We start from the raw sequence: 19,501 nt of genomic DNA, 5'->3' as shown, positions 1-19,501 counted from the left end.
CTTAGCTGCCGCGGCGAGGGCCTCTAAAAGCAGGCCGGCTCCCTCGTCGCGGAGCGAGCCATGCGCGTCGGCCGTTCGGACCGACTTTGAGGACACCTCGATGACCGCTCAGCAGCCCACCTCCATGCCCGTCCAGCGCTATCAGGCGTTCGAGCCCGTCCGGCTCGCCGACCGCACCTGGCCCGGCAAGGTGATCACCAAGGCGCCCCGATGGTGCGCGGTAGACCTGCGCGACGGCAACCAGGCGCTGATCGACCCGATGGACTCCCACCGCAAGCTCCAGATGTTCGACCTGCTGGTCAAGATGGGCTACAAGGAGATCGAGGTCGGCTTCCCCGCCGCCAGCCAGACCGACTTCGACTTCGTCCGCCAGATCATCGACGAGGGGCGCGTCCCCGACGACGTGGTGATCCAGGTGCTGACCCAGGCCAGGCCCGAGCTGATCGAGCGCACCTTCGAGTCCATCCAGGGCGCCAGGCAGGCGATCGTCCACCTCTACAACTCGACCTCCACGCTCCAGCGCCGCGTCGTGTTCGGCCAGGACCGCGAGGGCATCACCGCCATCGCCGTCGAGGGCGCCAAGCTCGTCCGCAAGCTCGCCGAGGCCAGCGACGTCGACGTCTACTACCAGTACTCGCCCGAGTCGTTCACCGGGACCGAGCTCGACTACGCCGTCGAGGTGTGCGACGCGGTCACCGAGGTGTGGCAGCCCACCCCCGACCGCAAGGTCATCATCAACCTGCCCGCCACCGTCGAGATGGCCACGCCCAACATCTACGCCGACCAGATCGAGTGGATGCACCGCAACCTGAGCAGGCGCGCCTCGATCGTGCTGTCGCTGCACCCCCACAACGACCGCGGCACCGCCGTCGCCGCCGCCGAACTGGGCTACATGGCCGGCGCCGACCGCATCGAGGGCTGCCTGTTCGGCAACGGCGAGCGCACCGGCAACGTCTGCCTGGTGACCCTGGGCATGAACCTGTTCTCGCAGGGCGTCGACCCCGAGATCGACTTCAGTGACATCGACGAGATCCGCCGCGTCACCGAATACTGCAACCAGCTGCCCGTGCACCCGCGCCACCCGTGGGGCGGCGAGCTGGTCTACACCGCCTTCTCCGGCTCCCACCAGGACGCCATCAAGAAGGGCTTCGAGCACCTGGCCGCCGACGCCGCCGCGGCGGGCGTGCCGGTCGACTCCTTCACGTGGGCGGTGCCGTACCTGCCGATAGACCCCAAGGACATCGGGCGCAGCTACGAGGCGGTCATCCGCGTCAACAGCCAGTCCGGCAAGGGCGGCGTCGCCTTCATCATGAAGGCCGACCACCAGCTCGACCTGCCGCGCCGCCTGCAGATCGAGTTCTCCAAGGTCGTGCAGGCCCGCACCGACGCCGAGGGCGGCGAGGTCACGCCGGCCGAGATGTTCGAGATCTTCCAGGACGAGTACCTGCCCACGCCGGGCAACCGCTGGGGCCGCCTCAGCCTCATGGCCCACCGCCACGAGTCGACCGTGGACGACCAGGACCGCATCGGCGCCGACATCCGCCTCGACGGGGAGATCCGCGAGATCGAGGGCAACGGCAACGGCCCCATCTCGGCCTTCATCGACGCGATCGCCGGGATCGGCATCCAGGTGCGCGTGCTCGACTACGTGGAGCACGCGATGAGCGCGGGCACCGACGCCAAGGCCGCCTCGTACCTGGAGTGCGAGGTGGACGGCCGGATCCTGTGGGGCGTGGGCATCGACGCCAACACCACGACCGCCTCGCTCAAGGCGATCATCTCCGCGGTCAACCGCGCCTCCCGCTAGGAACCGCCCGCACGGAGCGCTCCGCCGGCCCCGGCGGAGCGCTCTTCTCATTCACCGGGACTTCATCTACTCTTCTTAGAGAACGATACGTTCTCTAAGGAGGTGCGGCATGGGGCTCACGCTGACCGGGCTCATGCTCGCGATGCTGCTGGGCGCGCTGGACCAGACGATCATGGCGCCCGCCCTGCCCGCCGTGGCCGCGAGCCTCGGCGGACTGGACCAGATGCCCGCCGTCGTCACCGCCTACCTGGTCGCGGCCACGGTCGTGATGCCCGTGTACGGCAAGCTGGGCGACCGCTACGGCCGCAAGCCCCTCATGCAGGCCGCCATCGTGATCTTCGTGACCGGCGCCGTCCTGTGCTCGGTCGCCGGATCGATGCCGCAGTTCGTGGCCTTCCGCGCGCTCCAGGGCGTCGGCGGCGGCGGGCTGATGATCGGCGCCCAGGCCATCATCGGCGAGCTCGTCAGCCCCCGCGAACGCGGCCGCTACCTCAGCCTCATCGGCGCCGCCTACATCGTGGCCGCCGTCGGCGGACCGCTGGTCGGCGGGCTGTTCATCGACACCGTGGGCTGGCGGTGGATCTTCGCGATCTACCCGCCGCTCGGGCTGCTGGCGCTGGTGGTGCTCAGCCGTACGCTCCACCTGCCCAGGCCGGGCGCGCGGGCCCCGCTGGACGTGGCGGGCGCGCTCACGCTGGCCGTGGCGGTGGTCGGGATGGTGCTGCTCGGGCAGACGGGAGAGCCGGTCTACCTCGCGGTCGCGGCCGTGGGCGCGGGCGCGTGGCTGTTCACGGCGCGGCGGGCGGCCGATCCCATCCTGCCGCTGCGGCTGTTCCGGGACCGGGGCTTCGCGGTGCCGGTGGCGATCAGCTTTCTGATCGGGTTCGCGCTGTTCGGCACCATCACCTACATGCCCGCCTACCTGCAGATCGCGCTCGGGTCCACGGCCACCCAGGCCGGGCTGCTGGTCACCGCGCTGATGGGCGGCGTGCTGGCCACCACGATCGTCTCCGGCCGCCTGATCACCAGGACCGGGCTCTACAAGCCGTACCCCGTCGTGGGGGCTCTTCTGGCCGCGCTCGGCCTCGGGCTGCTGGCTGTCGCGGAGGGCGCGGCCGCGATCGCCGCCGTGATGCTGCTGACCGGGCTCGGCGTCGGGCTCGTCATGCAGGTCATGGTGCTGGTCGCGCAGAACACCGTCGCCCACGCCGACCTCGGCACGGCGACCTCGGCGGTGACGTTCCTGCGGCAGATCGGGGCGTCGGCGGGGGTGGCGGTGGTCGGGGCCCTGATCACGCTGCGGCTGGCCGGAGCCGGGTTCGCCGAGGCCGTGCCGCCCGTCTTCGCCATGATGGCGCCGCTGCTCGGGGTGGCGTTCCTGCTGGCGCTCGCACTGCCGGTACGCCCGCTGCGTACCCGGGCCCATATCGCTCGCCAGGGTGGCAAGGCCATCGTGGCCGGAGACGCGGGCACGGTCGGCGAGGCTCCATAGGATGCATCCATGGTCACCGACCACCGCAAACAGCCCCGCCGCCGGGGCGAGGCGCTGCACGCCGCCATCTTCGAGGCCACGCTCGACGAGCTGGCCGAGGTCGGCTACGCCAAGCTGACCATGGAACGGGTCGCCGAGCGGGCCAGGACCGGCAAGGCGTCGCTGTATCGCCGCTGGCCGTCCCGGCTGGAGCTGGTGATGGCGGCGGTCTACTCCGTCCTGCCCGACCCCGCCGACGTGGCCGACACCGGCAGCCTGCGCGGCGACCTGCTGGCCCTGCTCCGCCATACCTCGGCCGCGCTGGACGGAGCGCCCGGCGAGGCCATGCGGGGGCTGCTGAGCGAGGCGCTCGGCGACCGCGGCCAGGCCGCCACGCTGCGCGAGAACTCTCAGGGCGCGGGGCGCAGGATGATGCACGAGGTGGTACGCCGCGCGGTCGAGCGTGGCGAGGTCGAGGCCGGTGCGGTCACCCCGAGGCGGCTGGACGTGGGTCAGGCGATGATCAGGCAGCACTTCCTGTTCAACGGGCCGCCGATCCCCGACACGCTCATCGTCGAGGTGGTCGACGAGATCATCGTGCCGCTTCTGGGATGCCCAGCCCCATGAGCGCGGCGTTGTTGAGCATGCAGTGCTCGAAGGCGGTCCTGCGGTTGTCCAGCGTGTTGTTGAACTGGCCGAACAGCTCGAAGCTGACCCAGCCGAACAGTCCGGTCCAGGCGTTGATCGCGCGGAAGACGCCCAGGTCGGAGATCCCCGGCATGAGGGAGCGCACCAGCGCGGCGTCCTCGGCCAGCGACGGCGGGGGAGCGGGCGCGATGCCCGGGGGATCGAGGGCGCCCGCCTCGTTGGCGTCGGACAGGATGCGGCCGAAGACGACCGTGTCGCGGATCGCCGCCTCCACGGTGTCCATCGGCGCCTGGTAGCCGGGCACGGGCGAGCCGTACAACAGGGCGTACTCGTGGGGGTTGGCCAGCGCCCAGTCGCGTACGGCGTGGCAGACCGCCAGCCAGCGGCCCAGATGATCGCCCCGGTCGGTGGCGGCGTCGGCCCGCTCCACGCACTCCCCGATCGCGTTGTAGCCGTCGATGATCAGGGCGGTCAGCAGGTCGTCCCGGCTGGGAAAGTAGCGGTAGATGGCGGAGGAGACCATGCCCATCTCGCGGGCCACGGCGCGCAACGACAGCCCGCCCGCCCCTTCCGTGGCGAGCTGGCGCCGGGCGATGTCGGCGATCTCCTTGGTGAGTTCGGCTCTGACACGTTCTCTCGCGGTCCTGCTAGCGGTCATACACGGCACGTTACCAGAGCGGTGAGAATAAACGAGAGCACCGCTCTTGACGACTGGTGCTCTTTTGAGAGAGCATTGCTCTCGTAAGCGAACGGCAGGTACGACGAGTGGAGCCCCCGAGATGTTGAAGAACGCGAATATGCTGCTGATGTTCCTCCTGGAACTCGGCGTCATCGCCGCCGTCGGATACTGGGGTTTCACCGTAAGCTCGAACTGGATCATCAACACGCTCGCCGGGCTCGGCGCGCCGGCCCTCTTCATCACCGCCTGGGCACTGTTCGGCGCCGGTGGCGGCGTCAACGCCACCTTCCCGGCCACCGGGATCTGGCGGGGCGTCCTGGAGATCCTCTGGTTCGGCGGCGGGGCCGCCGCACTCTACGCCGCGGGCGCGGCCACTCCGGCCGCCGTCTTCGCGATCCTCTTCGCCGTCAACGCGGCTCTCCGCCTCATCTGGAAGCAGGCCTGATCATGGGTAAGCACGTCATCGTCGGTTCCGGCCAGGTCGGGACCCACCTCGCCGTCAAGCTCCGCGACCTCGGCCAGGACGTCACGGTCGTCACCCGCTCGGGCAGCGGCCCGGAAGGCGTCACCAAGGTGGCCGCCGACGTGGCCGACGCCGCCCGGCTGACCGAGGCGGCCAAGGGCGCCGACGCCCTCTACAACTGCGTCAACCCGAAGTACCACCGCTGGCTCACCGACTGGCCGCCGATGTCGGCGGCGTTCCTGGCCGCCGCCGAGTCCACCGGCGCGGTGCTGGCCATCCTCGGCAACCTCTACCCCTACGGCCCCGTCACCGGCCCCATGACCGAGGACCTCCCGCTGGCCTCGCGCAGCCCCAAGGCCATGGTCAGGGCCAAGATGTGGCAGGACGCGCTGGCCCTGCACGAGGCCAGCCGCATCCGGGTGACCGAGGTACGCGGCTCCGACTTCTTCGGCCCCGGCGCCACCGACCAGTCGTACCTGGGCTCGCGCTTCATCGACCCGCTCAAGGCGGGCAAGACCATCCAGCTCGTCTGGCCGGCCGACGTGCCGCACAGCTGGACCTACCTGCCCGACGTCGCCGACGCGCTCATCACCGCCGCCAACGACGAGCGGGCCTGGGGCAGGGCCTGGCACGTGCCCACGAACGAGCCGATGACCTTCCGGCAGATCGGCGCCGGCATGGCCGCCGTCCTCGGCCGCCCCGAGCCCAAGATGAGCGTGCTGCCGTGGCCCGTCCTGCGGGTCGCCGGGCTGTTCAATCCGCTGATCGGCGAGTTCCGCCACATCCGCTACCAGTTCGTCGCGCCCTTCGTGCTCGACTCCAGCGCCTTCCAGCGCACCTTCGACGTCGCGCCCACGCCGGTCGACGAGGCGCTGAAGGCTAGCCTGGCCGGATGAAGATTGCCATGATCGGCCTGGGCGACATCGCGGAGAAGGCCTACCTCCCCGTGCTGGCCGCCCAGCCCGGCCTCGACCTCCACCTCTGCACCCGCAACACCGAAACGCTCGACCGCCTGGGCGGAGCGCACCGGATCGCCAAGCGCTTCACCTCCGCCGAGCAGGTGGTCGAGGAGGGGCTCGACGCGGCGTTCGTCCACGCCGCCACGAGCGCGCACCCCGGGATCGTGGACACCCTCCTGCGCGCGGGCGTGCACGTCTACGTGGACAAGCCGATCGCCGACAACCTCGCCGACTGCGAGCGGCTGGTCGGCTTGGCGCGCGAGGCGGGACGCTCGCTGATGGTCGGCTTCAACCGCAGGTACGCCCCCGGCTACGCCGGCCTCGCCGAGCTGCCCAGGCACCTGGTGATCATGGAGAAGAACCGCGAGAACCTGCCCGACGCGCCCCGCCCGGTCGTCTTCGACGACTTCATCCACGTCGTGGACACCCTGCGCTTCCTGGTCCCCGGCGAGGTGAGCGGCACCCGCGTCCGCACCCGGGTCCGCGCCGGCCGGGTCGAGCACGTGATGCTGGAGCTGTCCGGCGACGGCTTCACCGCCATCGGCGTCATGAACCGGGTCAGCGGCGCCTCGGAGGAGAGCTGCGAGGTCATGGGCGACGGCGTCAAGCGCCGCGTGGTCAACCTCGGCGACGTCGTCGACTACACCGGGTCTGGCGAGGTCCTGCGCCGCCGTCCCGACTGGGTGCCGGTCGCCCGGCAGCGTGGCATCGAGCAGGTCACGCTGGACTTCCTGGGCGCCGTGCGCGAGGGCCGCGTCCTGGACGCCGGTGACGCGCTGGTCAGCCACGCGATCTGCGAGGAGATCGTCAGCCACGCCGCATGACGCGGTCGGCCCTGCTCAGCATCCGGGCGAAGGGCCGCGAGTCCAGCGGCGCCAGCACGGTGAAACCGGCCGGGTCCGACAGCGGGCTGGAGGAGGAGACCACGCCCGCCACCGCCCCGCCGTACAGGGCGGGGCCGCCGCTCCCGCCGCCGGACGCGTGGCAGTTGTGCGTGACGAGCACTCCCCGGTACGGCGCCGCCTGCCCCAGGCAGTGATAGAGCCGCGTGCCCGGATAGCGCCGCCCGGCCGGATACCCGAGCAGGTCCAGGGCCCGGCCGCGCGACATCGTCCCGCGCGCCACCGGCCGCAGCCCGCGCCCGGCCACCGACTCCAGGCTCGAACGCCCTTTCCCGGCGACGCCGACCAGCGCCAGGTCATAGGGCAGCCGGGCGGGGGAGTCCGGCTGGTCACGCCACCCCGAAGGCACCCAGCTCTGCACGGCCGGCCAGATGCCCAGCGGCGCCCGACCCCCGTGGTAGCCGGGCATGAACACCAGCCCGCGTAGCCGCCTGCCCCGGTGGTAGAGGCAGTGCGCCGCGGTCAGGACCAGGCTCCTGCTCCGCGACCTCAGCACGGCGCCGCCGCACATCACGGCCGTCCCCGCCACCGGGTCGTGGCCGATCAGCACGCCGGTGTCGGACCGGGCGCGGCCGGCCGGGGCGTACCCCAGCCGGTCGCCGCCCGGGGTGAGCACGTGGGCGGCAGGAACGGCGTCGAGGGGTGGCTCGGCCGTCGGGTTGAGCAGGGTCATGGACAGCAGCAGCCGGAGCACGCCTCCACTGTAGATCGAAGGTGATCATTACCCTGACCTGCGACACTCGCCTTTCAGCGGGAAGAAAGATACTCCGCGCCGAGGGCGCGCAGCCGGGCGTGGGCGCTGCCGTAGGCGGCCGGATCCCGCAGGTGGGCCTTGGCGACCTTGGCGACCATCGTGTAGTTCGTGTCGCACACGTTGCCGACCGGCGCCTGGCCCGCCTGGCTGATGAGCTGGTAGGCGTCGAGCGTCTCCAGCCCGGTCAGCCCGGCCGACCAGGTGACCAGGTCGTGCTGGCTGATCCGGTAGGCGTCCTCCAGCGGGCGGGCCGAGCCCGTGGACATCAGGTGCAGGTCGTCCTCCATACGCGGCCAGGGCGTGCCCACGCCCTTGATCAGGTCCACCGCGACGACGGTGTTCATCGCGGCCTCCAGCGCGGTGCCGCACACCTCGCCGTGGCCCTGCCGACCGTGCCCGTCGCCGATGGCGAACAGCCCGCCCTCGACGTTGACGCCCAGGTAGACGGTGACGCCGGCGCGCAGCTCCGGGGTGTCCATGTTGCCGCCGTGCGCGTCGGGCGTGATCGTCATCCTGACCTCACCGGCCGCCGGGGCGACGCCGACGGTGCCGTGCATGGGGTCCAGGGGCAGCTCGACGGTGAAGTCGCTCTTCCTGGCCCGGTAGACGGCCACGCCGCGCTCCAGGTCCAGGTCGTACCGCCAGACCCGCTCCTCCAGCGCCTGATGCAGCATCGCGGTCGTGTGGGTGGCCGTCAGCGCCCCGAAGTGCGGGAACGTCGTGGACATCGCCCAGTCGCGGGCCGGGGTGATCGAGACGAAGTGCAGCGCGATCGTGTCGCCCGGCTCGGCGCCCACCACGTGGAAGGGGCCGGTCACCGGGTTGAGATAGGGGAACTCGCACACCTGTGACGGCAGGTCGTCCACGGTCCGCACCCGGCCGCCGAAGCAGTCCTCGGTGTAGAGCTCCAGGATCGTGCCGGGCCGTACCTCGCCGACCGGAGCCCGGCCGCCGAAGGTGTAGCTCAGCTCGTCCGGCTCGGGGCGGTAGGGCTGGATGTTCACGCGACCTCTTCCGGCAGGCGCGGGCGGCGGCCCGCGACGTAGGTGACGGCCAGGACCACCAGTCCCAGCCCGAGCCAGGCGAACCCCAGCCGCTGCGCGGCCACGTTCGCGTTGACGACGACGAAGACCAGGATCCCGAACCCCAGCAACGGGACCAGGAGGTGGGCGATCAGGTTGGAGCTGCGTTGCCGTAGCAAATAGTGGACCACGACGGCGACGTGCAGCAGCAGGAAGGCGCTCATCGCACCGAAGTTGACCAGCGAGCTCATCAGCGGGATGCCGTCCGCGCGGGTGCTCATGTAGACGCCCAGCGCCAGCGAGAGCGCGGCGACCACGAGCGTGGCGTTGACCGGGACCTTGTGGCGGGGGTGGACGCGCGCCAGGAACGCGGGCAGCTGGCGGTCGCGGGCCATCGCGAACAGCAGCCGGGACGTGGCCGCCTGGGCGACCAGCGAGTTGGCGAAGCCCCAGGCGATCGCGGTGGCGACGGCGGTGAGCGTGGCCAGCCAGGGGCCGCCGGCGAAGGCCGCGGTGTCGTAGAAGGCGCTGCCGGCCGGGTCGCCCTTCTGCAGCAGCGTGGCCCGGTTGGGCGTGAGCAGCGCCGCCACCCAGGTCTGCGCCACGAACAGCACGGCCGCCAGCGCGAGCGCGGCCACCATGGAACGGCCCAGCCGCCTGCCGTCCTCGCGGCTCTCCTCGGCCAGCGTCGAAATGCCGTCGAAGCCGAGGAAGGACAGCACGGCCACCGACGCGGCGCCGAACACCAGCGGCAGCGTGAACGTCGAGGAGTCGAAGAGCGGGGTCAGCGCGCCCGTCTGCGCCTTGCCCTGGGCCAGCGCGACCACGCCGACCACCAGGAAGATCGCGAGCACGATCAGCTCGGCGACCAGCATGATCCGGGTGATGCGCACGGTCATCTGGATGCCCAGGTAGTTGACCACGGTGTTGAGCGCCACGAAGACCACCACCCATCCCCAGACCGGGACGACGGGCACGAAGGAGTTCATGGCGACGCCGGCGACCAGGTACAACAAGCCGGGCACCAGCAGGTAGTCGAGCAGAATCGCCCATCCGGCGATGAACCCGACGGGGGCGGCGATGCCCCGGCCGGCGTAGGTGTAGACCGATCCGGCCATCGGGAAGGCCTTGGCCATCTGGGCGTACGACAGCGCCGTGAACGCCATCGCGACCAGGCCGACGACGTAGGCCAGGGCGACCATGCCGCCGGAGGCCGCGAAGACGCTGCCGAAGATGCCGAACGGCGCGATCGGCACCATGAAGATGAGCCCGTAGATCATCAGATCCGCGAAGCCCAGGGTTCTCTGGAGCTCTTGGCGGTAGCCGAACTGCTCCACGGTTTTGGGGGGTGTGGGCATGTTGCCGGGTCCTCTCACGCAGCCCCTGTGGGGGCTTGATGATCGCGAGTATCCACCGGCGGTGCTCCCATGCGAAAGGGGCAATTCTGGATATATGGGGCTGGTGGGCCGATGTGCTGCGACGCCCGGCCGCCTGGCATCGCGGCCGGGCCGGGCATAGCTTGGCTGGTATGGCAGTCGACCTGAACCACACCATTGTGCAGAGCCGGAACAAGCGTGCCTCCGCCGAGTTCCTGGGCGGGATCCTCGGCCTCCCGGTGGGCAAGGACTGGGGGCCGTTCACGCCGCTGGAGACCTCCAACGGCGTCACGCTCGACTACATGGAAGCCACGTCGATCCAGCCGAACCACTACTGCTTCATCGTCAGCGAACCGGAGTTCGACGCGATCTTCGCCCGGATTCAGGAGGCTGGCCTGGAGTTCTGGGCCGATCCAGGCCACCACACCTCCGGTGAGATCAACCACCTGTACGGCGGCCGCGGCGTCTACTTCGACGACCCCGACGGCCACAACATGGAGGTCATCACCGCCCCCTACGCCTGACCCCTACAGCCAGTAGTTGTCATGGCGCAGGTAGAACGCGGCACGCTCCTCGTCGGTCATGTCCGCCGACTCCACCAGGCCCTCGAAGTACCCCTCGCGGGGCGCGCCGGGGGAGAAGTGCAGGAGCATCTCCGCGGGTTCGCCGGACTCGTTCCTGAAGCCGTGGATGCCCCCGGCCGGGACGTGCACCCAGTCGCCCGGCTCGGTCTCCAGCCACTCGTCGCCGTTGAAGATGCGGATCGTGCCGCGCAGCACGTAGAACGACTCGGTGATCGTCTTGTGGAAGTGGGGGCCGGGTCCGCTGGGCGTCGGCCCCATGACCCAGCGGTAGAGGCCGAACAGGCCCCCGGTCGAGGCGCCGGTGGCGATGTAGTGAACCTCGTTGCCGTTGGGGTAGACGAGCTCGGGCGCGTGGCCCGCCGGGCGGTGCAGGGCGCTCTTCTCGCCCTGGTCGCCGTGGTAGATCGGATCCGGATAAGTCATGGTCAGAGCGTACGGCTAGCTCTTCTTCTTGGCCGACTCACCCCACATGACCAGGCCTGCCCCCACCAGCCCGATGGCCAGGTAGCCCCAGTTCGGGACCTCGGCGACGCGGTGCAGCAGACCCCACTTGGAGTCGAAGAACGTGAGGCCGACGAAGCCGGCCACCCCTTGGATGAGGAGGATGAACCCCACGATTGCTCTCATGGGGCTCAGCCTCGCAGCCGCCCCGGGAGCGGAACATCGGTCCCAGGGCGGTCACGCCACCTACTTAAGTCGCGCTCACGGGTAGAGGCCGCGCATCTGGTGCGCCTCGGCCACCCGGCCCACGCCGATGACGTGGGCGGCCTGGCGCAGCGTCAGGCTCTTCTCCGCGGCCAGCGACTTCACCTCGCCGTACGCGCTGCGCATCAGGTCGCGCAGCTTCATCTCGACCTCGGCGGCGCTCCAGGAGAAGGCCTGCATGTTCTGCACCCACTCCAGGTACGACACGATCACGCCGCCCGCGTTGGCCAGGATGTCCGGCACGACGGTGGTGCCGGAGGCGGCCAGGATCTCGTCGGCCTCCGGGGTGGTCGGGCCGTTGGCCCCCTCGACGATGAGGCGGGCACGGATCCTCGGCGCGTTCTCCTCGGTGATCACACCTTCGAGCGCCGCCGGGACCAGCAGGTCCACGTCCAGCTCGAACAGCTCGGCGTGGCCCAGGGCGTCGGCGTGGCGGTAGCCGTACACGCTGCCGGTCTCGGCGCTGTAGGCGCGCAGGTCGGCGACGTCCAGGCCGGACGGCGCGCAGACCGCGCCGCGCACGTCGGAGACGGCCACGACCTTGCAGCCCACGTCGGCGAGGTACTGCGCGGCCAGCGCGCCCACCTTGCCGAAGCCCTGCACGGCCACGGTCACGCCCTCGGGCGAGCGGCCGAGCGCGGCCAGGGCCGCGATCTGCACGCCGCGCGAGGTCGCCCCGGCGCGGCCCAGGGAGCCGCCCAGCGTCATCGGCTTGCCGGTGACGACGCCGGGCACCGAGTAGCCGGCGTTGACGCTGTAGGTGTCCATGATCCACGCCATGGTCTGCTCGTCGGTGCCGACGTCAGGGGCGGGGATGTCCTTCTCCGGGCCGATGAGCGGCAAAATCTCGTTGACGTAGCGGCGGGTGAGCCGCTCCAGTTCGCGGGTGGTCAGCGCGGCCGGGTCGACGGACACACCGCCCTTGGCGCCGCCGTACGGGATGCCGACGAGCGCGCACTTCCAGGTCATCCACATCGCCAGCGCGGTGACCTCGTGGATGTCGGTATGGGGATGAAAGCGGATGCCGCCCTTGGCGGGGCCGCGCGATACGTTGTGCTGGACACGGAAGCCCTGGACCACGTCCATGCGGCCGTCCTCGCGGCGGACCGGCACGGAGACGGTCAGCGAACGGCGTGGCGTGGCCAGCATCGTGCGCAGCCCGTCGTCGAGACCGAGGTGCTCGGCCGCGTGGCCGAGCTGGTGGAGAGCGGAGTCGAGAGCCTGTTGTCCCGGGGTGATCAGGGCCGGCGTCTTTGACGGCACCATGATGCTCATGGAAGGAAATCCTCCTGTTATGTACGCCCAAGTCAGTGGATTAAGCGCCGTTGCTCGATCCATTTGGACGTTCTTGTCGCGATCAGCCTATATCGAGTGGTTTTGAATTGTGTAGGGATTCTGTCCAGATTCGGAGCCGATCCGTTGTGTACAAATCCAAGCGTGTGATCGTCACTCAGGGAACGTGCCACACTGGCAGGCTGGGTAGAAGCTCTTCGCCGAACTGTCACATGAGGGGGTGGGATGCCCGGGTTGGTGATCGGTCCCATGCTGCGCTACGTCGATGAGACCAGCGCGTCCATATGGGTAGAAACCGACGAGCCATGCCAGGTCACGGTCTCGACACGCGACGGCGAGCACTCCTCGCCGACGTTCACCGTGCACGGCCACCACTACGCCATCGTCGATCTCACCGAGCTGACACGGGACGTGCCGGAGTACCGGGTCGAGCTGGACGGCACCTCCGTCTGGCCGCTGGAGGGCCGCGCGCCCAGCCGGATCCGGTTGATCCCGCCCGAGGGGCCGCGCCGGCTGGCGTTCGGCTCCTGCCGCACCAGCGTGCCCCATGACGCGGCGCACGTACGCACGCACGGACCCGACGTGCTGCGCGCCTTCGGCGACCACCTCGAGACCGCCGACGACCCCGACTGGCCCGACCTGCTGCTGCTTCTCGGCGACCAGGTCTACGCCGACAACCCCTCGCCCGAGATGCTGGAGTTCATCCACGCCCGGCGCACCACCGCGCCGCAGGACGAGATCGCCGACTTCGAGGAATACGCCGAGCTCTACCGGCTGGCCTGGACCGAACCGGAGCTGCGCTGGCTCCTGTCCACGGTGCCGACCGCCATGATCTTCGACGACCACGACGTGCGCGACGACTGGAACACCTCCCAGACCTGGCGCGAGACCATGGCCAAGGTGTTCTGGTGGAAGCACCGGGTGATCTCCGGGCTCGGCGCGTACTGGGTCTACCAGCACCTGGGCAACCTCTCACCGGCGGAGCGGGCGTCCGACCCGCTGCTGCAGGACCTCATGAAGGGCGCGGGCTCCGAGCGCCTGGACGCCTTCGCCGAACGGGCCGACGCCGAGCCGAGCAGCAACCGGTGGAGTTACGCCCGCGACCTCGGCCACACCCGGCTGCTCATCGTCGACACCCGCTGCGCCCGCCAGCTCACGCCGGGCGACCGGCGCATGCTCGACGCCGTCGAGTGGGCCTGGCTGGAGGAGCAGGTCGCGCTTCCGGCCGAGCGGCTGATCATCGGCTCGTCGATCCCGTTCATGCTGCCCGAGGGCGTGCATTCCGTGCAGAACTGGAACGAGGCCCTGTGCGACGGCAAGTGGGGCAAGCTGGTCGCCCGGCTCTCGGAGATGTTCCGGCAGGCGTTCGACCTGGAGCACTGGGCGGCGTTCCGGCGTTCGTTCGACTCGCTGGCCAAGCTCCTGCTGAAGACGGGCGTGCCGGTGATGATCCTGTCCGGCGACGTCCACTACTCCTACGTCGCCAAGTCCCGCAACATCACCCAGCTCGTCTGCTCGCCCATCCGCAACCCGCTCAGCAGGCTGCTGCGGCTGGCCAACGTGTTCACCCAGTTCGGCATCGCCACGATGATCGGGGGGACGCTGGCCAAGCTGGCCCGCATCCCGCGCCCGCCGATCCGGTGGCGGGTGACGCACGGGCCGTGGTTCCAGAACGCGCTGGCCGTAATGACCTTTCCGAACTCGGTCACCTGGTACGAGGCCACCGACAACACGGTCAAACCCATCGAGACTGTACATCTAACATGAAAACCATTATCGTTCGGGTCTTGTGACTCAGGACGCCTACACCCGCACCGCACCCTTCTACGACCTGTGGCACGAGGACGGCCACGTCCCCGAGATCAGGAAGCTCCTGCCGCCCCTCCTCGACGGCGTCACCGGCGGCGTCCTGGAGATCGGCGCCGGTACCGGCCTCATCACGCAGGTCATCGGCGACACCGTGGCCGGCGAGATCTTCGCGGTCGAGCCGTCGCTCGGCATGCGCGCCATCCTGCTCTCCCGCCTGTCCGACCGGCCCGCCCTGCGCGAGCGGGTGACCGTCCTGCCCTACGGAGCGCTCGACGCCGACCTCGACGAACCCGTCGAGGCCGTCGTGATGATCTCCGTCCTGTACGGCTTCGCGCCTGAGGAGCGCCCGAAGCTGTGGGAGACGCTGGCCAGGCAGCTCCGGCCGGGCGGCCGGCTGATCTTCAACTGGCGGCAGCGGCCCGTGGGCGTACCCGGGCCGCCGGAGGTCATGGGGTCGTACCGGGTGGGGCGGCACACGTACGAGATCGCCGGACAGGTCGTGTCGGCCACACCCGAGAAGGCCACCTCGCGCTTCTCCTACCGGATCCTGCAGCGGGGAGTCGTCATCAGCGAGGACATCGTGGAGACCGACGGCTACCGGCCCACCCTGGACGAGCTGACCACCGAACTCACCGCCGCCGGCTTCACCCCCACCCCCGCCCCCGACGGCCTCCTCACCTGGCACCACCCCTAACCCCCACAGGCACGGACTTCCACCTCGGCGCGCTTCGCGCGTGTGGGTTCCAGGCGTTTCTCCAGTCGAGCTGAAGCTCGGGCGTTCTTCTCGAGCTTCCACCCGTTACCCGGCTAGGTGGTAGCCCGGTTGGAGCCCGCCCTGGTCAACGGTCCTCGCTCCGCTCGGGCGCATCGACCGTGCACGCCTTCGGCGCGCGGCCTGCGCGTGCGGTGAGACAGGACGGCTGAGTCTTGGCTGAGACGCCTGATCGCTGCGTCACCCGCGGCGGGACTCTCCACATGAAGGTGTCTCGGGTTCAAATCCATAGTCCGACCAGGGCGTTCTCTCTTCCGAGCGTTGCTCGGCGGGGTGTTGGGTGCGTCCGGCGGGGGGTGTTCATGATGGTGGGAAAGAAAGGTGGAACCGGGGTTTCGGGTGCGGTCAACAACAGGGTGACCGCACACGAGAGGACCGGAACGTGGTGGGTGTTCAAGAACGGCTGGACGACGCGGCGCTGATCGGGCGTTCACTGGGCGACCCCGAGAGCTTCGCCGCGCTGTTCGACCGGCACGCCGAGGAGATCCACCGGTACGCCGCCCGCAGGCTGGGCGCCGAGCTCGCCGAGGACGTGACCGGCGAGGTGTTCCTCGTCGCCTTCCGTGCCCGCGCCCGCTACGACCTGGCCCGCCCCGACGCCAGACCCTGGCTGTACGGCATCGCCACCAACGTCGTGGCCCAGCACCGCAGGGCCGAGCGCCGCCGCAACCAGGCCATGGCCAAGGTGAGCGCCGACCGCCCGGACGGCTTCGACGAGCGCAGCGCCGACCGGGTCAGCGCCGAACTGCTCCAGCCCAGGCTGGCGCGGGCGCTCACCAAGCTGACCGCGGCGGAACGCGACCTGCTGCTCCTGCTCGCCTGGGCCGACCTCACCTACGAGGACGCGGCCCTGGCGCTGGGCATCCCGGTCGGCACCGTCCGCTCGCGGCTGCATCGGCTGCGGGTGAAGGTGCGCAGGGCTCTCGGCGGTGCCGATCCGTTCGCTGCCGAGGAGGCCCACCGTGGATGACGAGATCAGGACGTTCGCAGAAGGCCGTCCGGCGGCTCCGCCGTACCCGGAAGGGGCTCGCTCGCGGGCGCGGGAGGAGCTGGTACGTGCGGCGCGCGGGGGGCGGGGCGGGTTCAGGCTCCCGCGGCTGGGCTGGCAGTCGGTGGCGGCGTTCGGAGTGACCGTGCTGCTGGTCGGGGGAGTGGCGGGGGCGCTCGCCCGCGAGGAGCCGGGCATGGTGGCCTCGCCGGGTGGGCTCGATCCTCAGCCCGGCCAGTACATCGTGGTCGAGTCGCAGGGGACCGAGGGCGGCCTGTCCCAGGTCTGGTCCGGCGTGGAGGGCGCCGTCATGAAGCAGGTGAAACGGCAGGTGTGGCTGACGGCGTCGGGGACCGAGCCGGTGTACGTCCGGATCGAGACGCAGCCGTCCCAGTCGTCGCCGGCGCCTGAGGAGCCGGGCACCAGATGGCTGCGGCTGGGCGGGTGCCCCGAGTCGCCGCCCACCCCGTCCTCCGACCCGGCGGCGCTGCGGGCACAGCTCGCCGAGCCGGACGGCAACCCGGAACCGGACCCGGCCGCCGCCGCGTTCGACCGGGCGCGGGGGATGATCGTCGAGCGGTATCTGACCAAGGAGCGGCTGGACGCGCTGATCGCGGCGCTCAAGGAGATCCCGGGCGTGCGGGTGGCCGACGGGGTCGCGGACATGACCGGCCGCACGGGGATCGGGATCGGGCTGGTGTACGACGGGGTGCTCCAGCAGCTCATCTTCGACCCGGTGACCAGCCAGTACATGGGCCTGCGGCACACGGTCGTGGACGAGAAGGAGGCGGAGGCGCCCGAGGGCAGCGTCCTGGCGCTGACGGCTCAGCTCGGCATGCGGGTGGCCGACACCCTGCCCGAGGTGGACGGCCAGCTGCTCGCCTCCTGCTCGCAGGACAAGCCCGCGGCTTCGGCCAGTCCCACCCTTCCCCCTCCGCCCGAGGCCACCCCCGCGAACTCGCCCCCGCCGACGGCCACGCCCACAGCTGAGACGCTCGCCCCGACGCCGGACCCCTCCAGCGTGGACCTGGAGGCGAGCTTGGAGCCGACTCCGATCCCGACGGGAAGCTGACGGAAAGGCGGCTCGCCAGGAGGATCACTCCTGGTGAGCCGCCTTCCTGAACCGAGGCGCCTCTGGTGAGCGGCGCCCGGAGAGCTGTTCCGGACACAGGACCCCCGGGCGGGCGGATCTTCCGGAGGAGGTCGTGTTACTGGAAGGAGGCGATGGCGTCGGCGAGCAGGTCGACGGCCCGGAGGAGGTCCTCCTCGGAGATGACGATCGGCGGGGCCAGCCGGATCGTCGACCCGTGGGTGTCCTTGGCCAGGACGCCGCGGGCCATCAGGGCCTTGGAGACCTCGCGGCCGGTGGCCAGCGACGGGTCGATGTCGACGCCTGCCCACAACCCGCGTCCGCGTACCGTGACGACGCCCTTGCCGATCAGTTCGTTCAGGCGGGCGTGGAGTACCTCGCCGAGCTGGGTGGCCCTGGCCTGGTACTCGCCGGTGTTGAGGATCTCGATGACGGCGTTGCCGACGGCGCAGGCCAGCGGGTTGCCGCCGAACGTGGAGCCGTGCTGGCCGGGCTTGATGACGCCGAGGACGTCCTGGTCGGCCGCGATGGCGCTGACCGGGACGACGCCGCCGCCGAGGGCCTTGCCCATGATGTAGATGTCGGGCACGACGCCTTCGTGGTCGCAGGCGAACGTCTTGCCGGTACGGCCGAGGCCGGACTGGATCTCGTCGGCGATCATGAGAACGTTGTTCTCGGTGCAGATCTCGCGCAGCTGGGTGAGGTAGCCGTCCGGCGGCACCAGGACTCCGGCCTCGCCCTGGATGGGTTCGACCAGGACGGCGACGGTGTTGGTGTCGATGGCCTCGCGGACGGCCTCGGCGGAGCCGTACTTCACGATCTTGAAGCCGGGCGTGTACGGGCCGAAGTTGTCGTGCGCGTCGGGGTCGGTGGAGAAGCTGATGATCGTGGTGGTACGCCCGTGGAAGTTGTCCTCCATCACGATGATGTTGGCCTGCTCCGGCGCGACGCCCTTGACTTCATAGCCCCACTTGCGGGAGACCTTGATCGCGGTCTCGACCGCCTCGGCGCCGGTGTTCATCGGCAGGATCATGTCCTTGCCGGTCAGGTCGCCCAGTCCGGTGCAGAACGCGGCGAACTGGTCGTGGTAGAAGGCACGGCTGGTGAGCGTGAGGTTCTGGAGCTGGGCCTGCGCCGCCTCGATGATCTTCGGGTTGCCGTGGCCGAAGTTCAGGCTGGAGTAGCCGGACAGGAAGTCCAGGTAGCGCTTGCCCTCGACGTCGGTCACCCAGGCGCCGTGCGCCTCGTGGATCACGATGGGAAGCGGGTGGTAGTTGTGCGCGCTGCGCCGCTCGCTGATCTCAATCAGCTCTTCTGTGGTGCTGGTCATTATCTCCCCCTATTTCATGTTATGTCCGGGATTTTCTGTTATGCCCGGATTTCGAGCGTGCAGCACTTCGGCCCGCCACCGGCCTTGCGCAGCTCGGCCAGCTCGACGGGGATCACTTCGTAGCCGCGCCGCTTGAGCTCCAGCTGGAGCTCGCCCGCCTCGGAGTTGATGACGATGTGCTCGCCGTCGCTGACCGCGTTGAGACCGAGAACCTCGGCATCGGCCGCCGTGGCCAGGACCGCTTCGGGAAACAGCCGCTTCAGCACCTCCTGGCTGCCTTCGGAGAAGGCGCCGGGGTAGTAGGCGACATTGCGTCCGTCGAGTGAGAATAGCGCCGTGTCGAGGTGGTAGAAACGCGGGTCGACCAGCGACAACGAGATCACCGGGCGGCCGAGGAACTCCTGGGCCTCCTGGTGCGCCCGCACGTCGGTGCGGAAACCCGTGCCCGCGAGGACGAACTCGTCGAGCGTCAGGAAGTCGCCCTCGCCCTCGTTCACGTGCTCGGGGTTCTTCACCTGGTAGCCGCGCTCCTCGAACCAGCGCAGGTAGGCCGGGCCCTCCGGGCCGCGCTGGGGGAAGGCGAACCGCGCGCCGTACACACGACCGCCGACCACCGTGGCGCCGTTGGCGGCGAACACCATGTCCGGCAGGCCCTCGACCGGGTCGATCAGGCTGACCTGGTGGCCGAGGGTCTCATAAGCGGCCTTCAGCCCTTCCCATTGCCGCACGGCGACTTCGCGATCGGCGCCCGCCTCGGGGTCCATCCAGGGGTTGATCGCGTACTCCACCGTGAAGTGCTCGGGGCGGCACATCAGGAAGTGCTTGGGCATGCGGGTCTCCGTCATCTTC

General features: G+C 70.1%; 20 protein-coding genes. 11 read left to right on the top strand and 9 right to left on the bottom strand.

Annotated elements, in window-relative coordinates:
- The first annotated feature begins 100 nt into the window (after window positions 1-100).
- From leuA to HNR40_RS28230, 3 genes are all read left to right on the top strand, one after another.
- A complete protein-coding gene (gene leuA, locus HNR40_RS28240) occupies window positions 101-1,807 on the top strand; it encodes a 2-isopropylmalate synthase (RefSeq protein ID WP_184966559.1) in 1,707 nt (568 codons plus the stop codon).
- 109 nt (window positions 1,808-1,916) lie between these two features.
- On the top strand, window positions 1,917-3,299 hold the full coding sequence (locus tag HNR40_RS28235) for an MFS transporter (RefSeq protein WP_184966556.1): 1,383 nt from the start codon (window positions 1,917-1,919) through the stop codon (window positions 3,297-3,299).
- A 9-nt stretch (window positions 3,300-3,308) separates the two neighbouring features.
- Complete coding sequence (locus tag HNR40_RS28230) at window positions 3,309-3,905, top strand: TetR/AcrR family transcriptional regulator (RefSeq protein WP_184966555.1); 597 nt, start codon at window positions 3,309-3,311, stop codon at window positions 3,903-3,905.
- On the opposite strand, the gene HNR40_RS28225 is transcribed toward HNR40_RS28230, so the two are convergent.
- A complete protein-coding gene (locus tag HNR40_RS28225) occupies window positions 3,871-4,584 on the bottom strand; it encodes a TetR/AcrR family transcriptional regulator (protein WP_184966554.1) in 714 nt (237 codons plus the stop codon). The two genes, HNR40_RS28230 and HNR40_RS28225, sit on opposite strands and share 35 nt — an antisense overlap.
- A 139-nt stretch (window positions 4,585-4,723) precedes the next feature.
- Between HNR40_RS28225 and HNR40_RS28220 the strand changes: the two genes are divergently transcribed.
- The 3 genes from HNR40_RS28220 to HNR40_RS28210 are packed head-to-tail and all read left to right on the top strand — an operon-like array spanning window position 4,724 to window position 6,851.
- The gene (locus HNR40_RS28220; RefSeq protein WP_246509573.1) at window positions 4,724-5,050 is read left to right on the top strand and encodes a YrdB family protein; all 327 of its coding nucleotides are present in this window, start codon (window positions 4,724-4,726) and stop codon (window positions 5,048-5,050) included.
- Window positions 5,051-5,052: 2 nt separating this feature from the next.
- Entirely contained in the window at window positions 5,053-5,964 is a 912-nt protein-coding gene (locus HNR40_RS28215; protein ID WP_184966552.1) for an NAD-dependent epimerase/dehydratase family protein, read from the top strand.
- Entirely contained in the window at window positions 5,961-6,851 is an 891-nt protein-coding gene (locus HNR40_RS28210; RefSeq protein ID WP_184966551.1) for a Gfo/Idh/MocA family protein, read from the top strand. The genes HNR40_RS28215 and HNR40_RS28210 overlap by 4 nt, the downstream gene beginning before the upstream one ends.
- On the opposite strand, the gene HNR40_RS28205 is transcribed toward HNR40_RS28210, so the two are convergent.
- The 3 genes from HNR40_RS28205 to HNR40_RS28195 are packed head-to-tail and all read right to left on the bottom strand — an operon-like array spanning window position 6,835 to window position 10,063.
- Window positions 6,835-7,623 carry a trypsin-like serine peptidase gene (locus tag HNR40_RS28205; protein WP_184966549.1) on the bottom strand — a complete coding sequence of 263 codons (789 nt, stop codon included), beginning with the start codon at window positions 7,621-7,623 and terminating at the stop codon, window positions 6,835-6,837. The genes HNR40_RS28210 and HNR40_RS28205 overlap by 17 nt on opposite strands.
- A gap of 53 nt (window positions 7,624-7,676) precedes the next feature.
- Window positions 7,677-8,687: an acetamidase/formamidase family protein gene (locus HNR40_RS28200; protein ID WP_184966547.1), complete on the bottom strand. Its 1,011-nt coding sequence runs from the start codon at window positions 8,685-8,687 to the stop codon at window positions 7,677-7,679.
- The gene (locus HNR40_RS28195) at window positions 8,684-10,063 is read right to left on the bottom strand and encodes an APC family permease (RefSeq protein WP_184966545.1); all 1,380 of its coding nucleotides are present in this window, start codon (window positions 10,061-10,063) and stop codon (window positions 8,684-8,686) included. The genes HNR40_RS28200 and HNR40_RS28195 overlap by 4 nt, the downstream gene beginning before the upstream one ends.
- Before the next feature lie 170 nt (window positions 10,064-10,233).
- Here HNR40_RS28195 and HNR40_RS28190 point away from each other — a divergent pair, with 170 nt between their 5' ends.
- Window positions 10,234-10,605, top strand: coding sequence for a VOC family protein (locus tag HNR40_RS28190; RefSeq protein WP_184966543.1), 372 nt, complete (start codon window positions 10,234-10,236; stop codon window positions 10,603-10,605).
- A 3-nt stretch (window positions 10,606-10,608) separates the two neighbouring features.
- Here HNR40_RS28190 and HNR40_RS28185 read toward each other — a convergent pair whose 3' ends face one another.
- From HNR40_RS28185 to HNR40_RS28175, 3 genes are all read right to left on the bottom strand, one after another.
- Window positions 10,609-11,088, bottom strand: a complete 480-nt coding sequence (locus tag HNR40_RS28185; protein ID WP_184966541.1) for a cupin domain-containing protein — start codon at window positions 11,086-11,088, stop codon at window positions 10,609-10,611.
- A 15-nt stretch (window positions 11,089-11,103) separates the two neighbouring features.
- Window positions 11,104-11,292 carry a hypothetical protein gene (locus HNR40_RS28180; RefSeq protein WP_184966539.1) on the bottom strand — a complete coding sequence of 63 codons (189 nt, stop codon included), beginning with the start codon at window positions 11,290-11,292 and terminating at the stop codon, window positions 11,104-11,106.
- Between the two features lie 75 nt (window positions 11,293-11,367).
- Window positions 11,368-12,645: a Glu/Leu/Phe/Val family dehydrogenase gene (locus HNR40_RS28175; RefSeq protein WP_184966537.1), complete on the bottom strand. Its 1,278-nt coding sequence runs from the start codon at window positions 12,643-12,645 to the stop codon at window positions 11,368-11,370.
- A gap of 243 nt (window positions 12,646-12,888) precedes the next feature.
- On the opposite strand from HNR40_RS28175, the gene HNR40_RS28170 reads away from it, so the two are divergent.
- From HNR40_RS28170 to HNR40_RS28155, 4 genes are all read left to right on the top strand, one after another.
- Window positions 12,889-14,430, top strand: a complete 1,542-nt coding sequence (locus HNR40_RS28170) for an alkaline phosphatase D family protein (protein WP_184966535.1) — start codon at window positions 12,889-12,891, stop codon at window positions 14,428-14,430.
- 22 nt (window positions 14,431-14,452) lie between these two features.
- Window positions 14,453-15,166 carry a methyltransferase domain-containing protein gene (locus tag HNR40_RS56560; RefSeq protein ID WP_184966533.1) on the top strand — a complete coding sequence of 238 codons (714 nt, stop codon included), beginning with the start codon at window positions 14,453-14,455 and terminating at the stop codon, window positions 15,164-15,166.
- A gap of 460 nt (window positions 15,167-15,626) precedes the next feature.
- A complete protein-coding gene (locus HNR40_RS28160) occupies window positions 15,627-16,214 on the top strand; it encodes an RNA polymerase sigma factor (RefSeq protein WP_184966531.1) in 588 nt (195 codons plus the stop codon).
- Window positions 16,207-17,304: a hypothetical protein gene (locus HNR40_RS28155; RefSeq protein WP_184966529.1), complete on the top strand. Its 1,098-nt coding sequence runs from the start codon at window positions 16,207-16,209 to the stop codon at window positions 17,302-17,304. The genes HNR40_RS28160 and HNR40_RS28155 overlap by 8 nt, the downstream gene beginning before the upstream one ends.
- 136 nt (window positions 17,305-17,440) lie before the next feature.
- Here HNR40_RS28155 and rocD read toward each other — a convergent pair whose 3' ends face one another.
- Both rocD and ddaH read right to left on the bottom strand, forming a co-directional pair.
- Window positions 17,441-18,652, bottom strand: coding sequence for an ornithine--oxo-acid transaminase (rocD, locus tag HNR40_RS28150; RefSeq protein ID WP_184966527.1), 1,212 nt, complete (start codon window positions 18,650-18,652; stop codon window positions 17,441-17,443).
- 38 nt (window positions 18,653-18,690) lie between these two features.
- Entirely contained in the window at window positions 18,691-19,482 is a 792-nt protein-coding gene (gene ddaH, locus HNR40_RS28145) for a dimethylargininase (RefSeq protein ID WP_184966518.1), read from the bottom strand.
- Window positions 19,483-19,501: the final 19 nt, after the last annotated feature.

The sequence above is a fragment of the Nonomuraea endophytica genome (assembly GCF_014203235.1).
In the GTDB taxonomy this organism is placed as follows: domain Bacteria; phylum Actinomycetota; class Actinomycetes; order Streptosporangiales; family Streptosporangiaceae; genus Nonomuraea; species Nonomuraea endophytica.
This window is presented reverse-complemented; position numbering and strand designations above follow the sequence as displayed.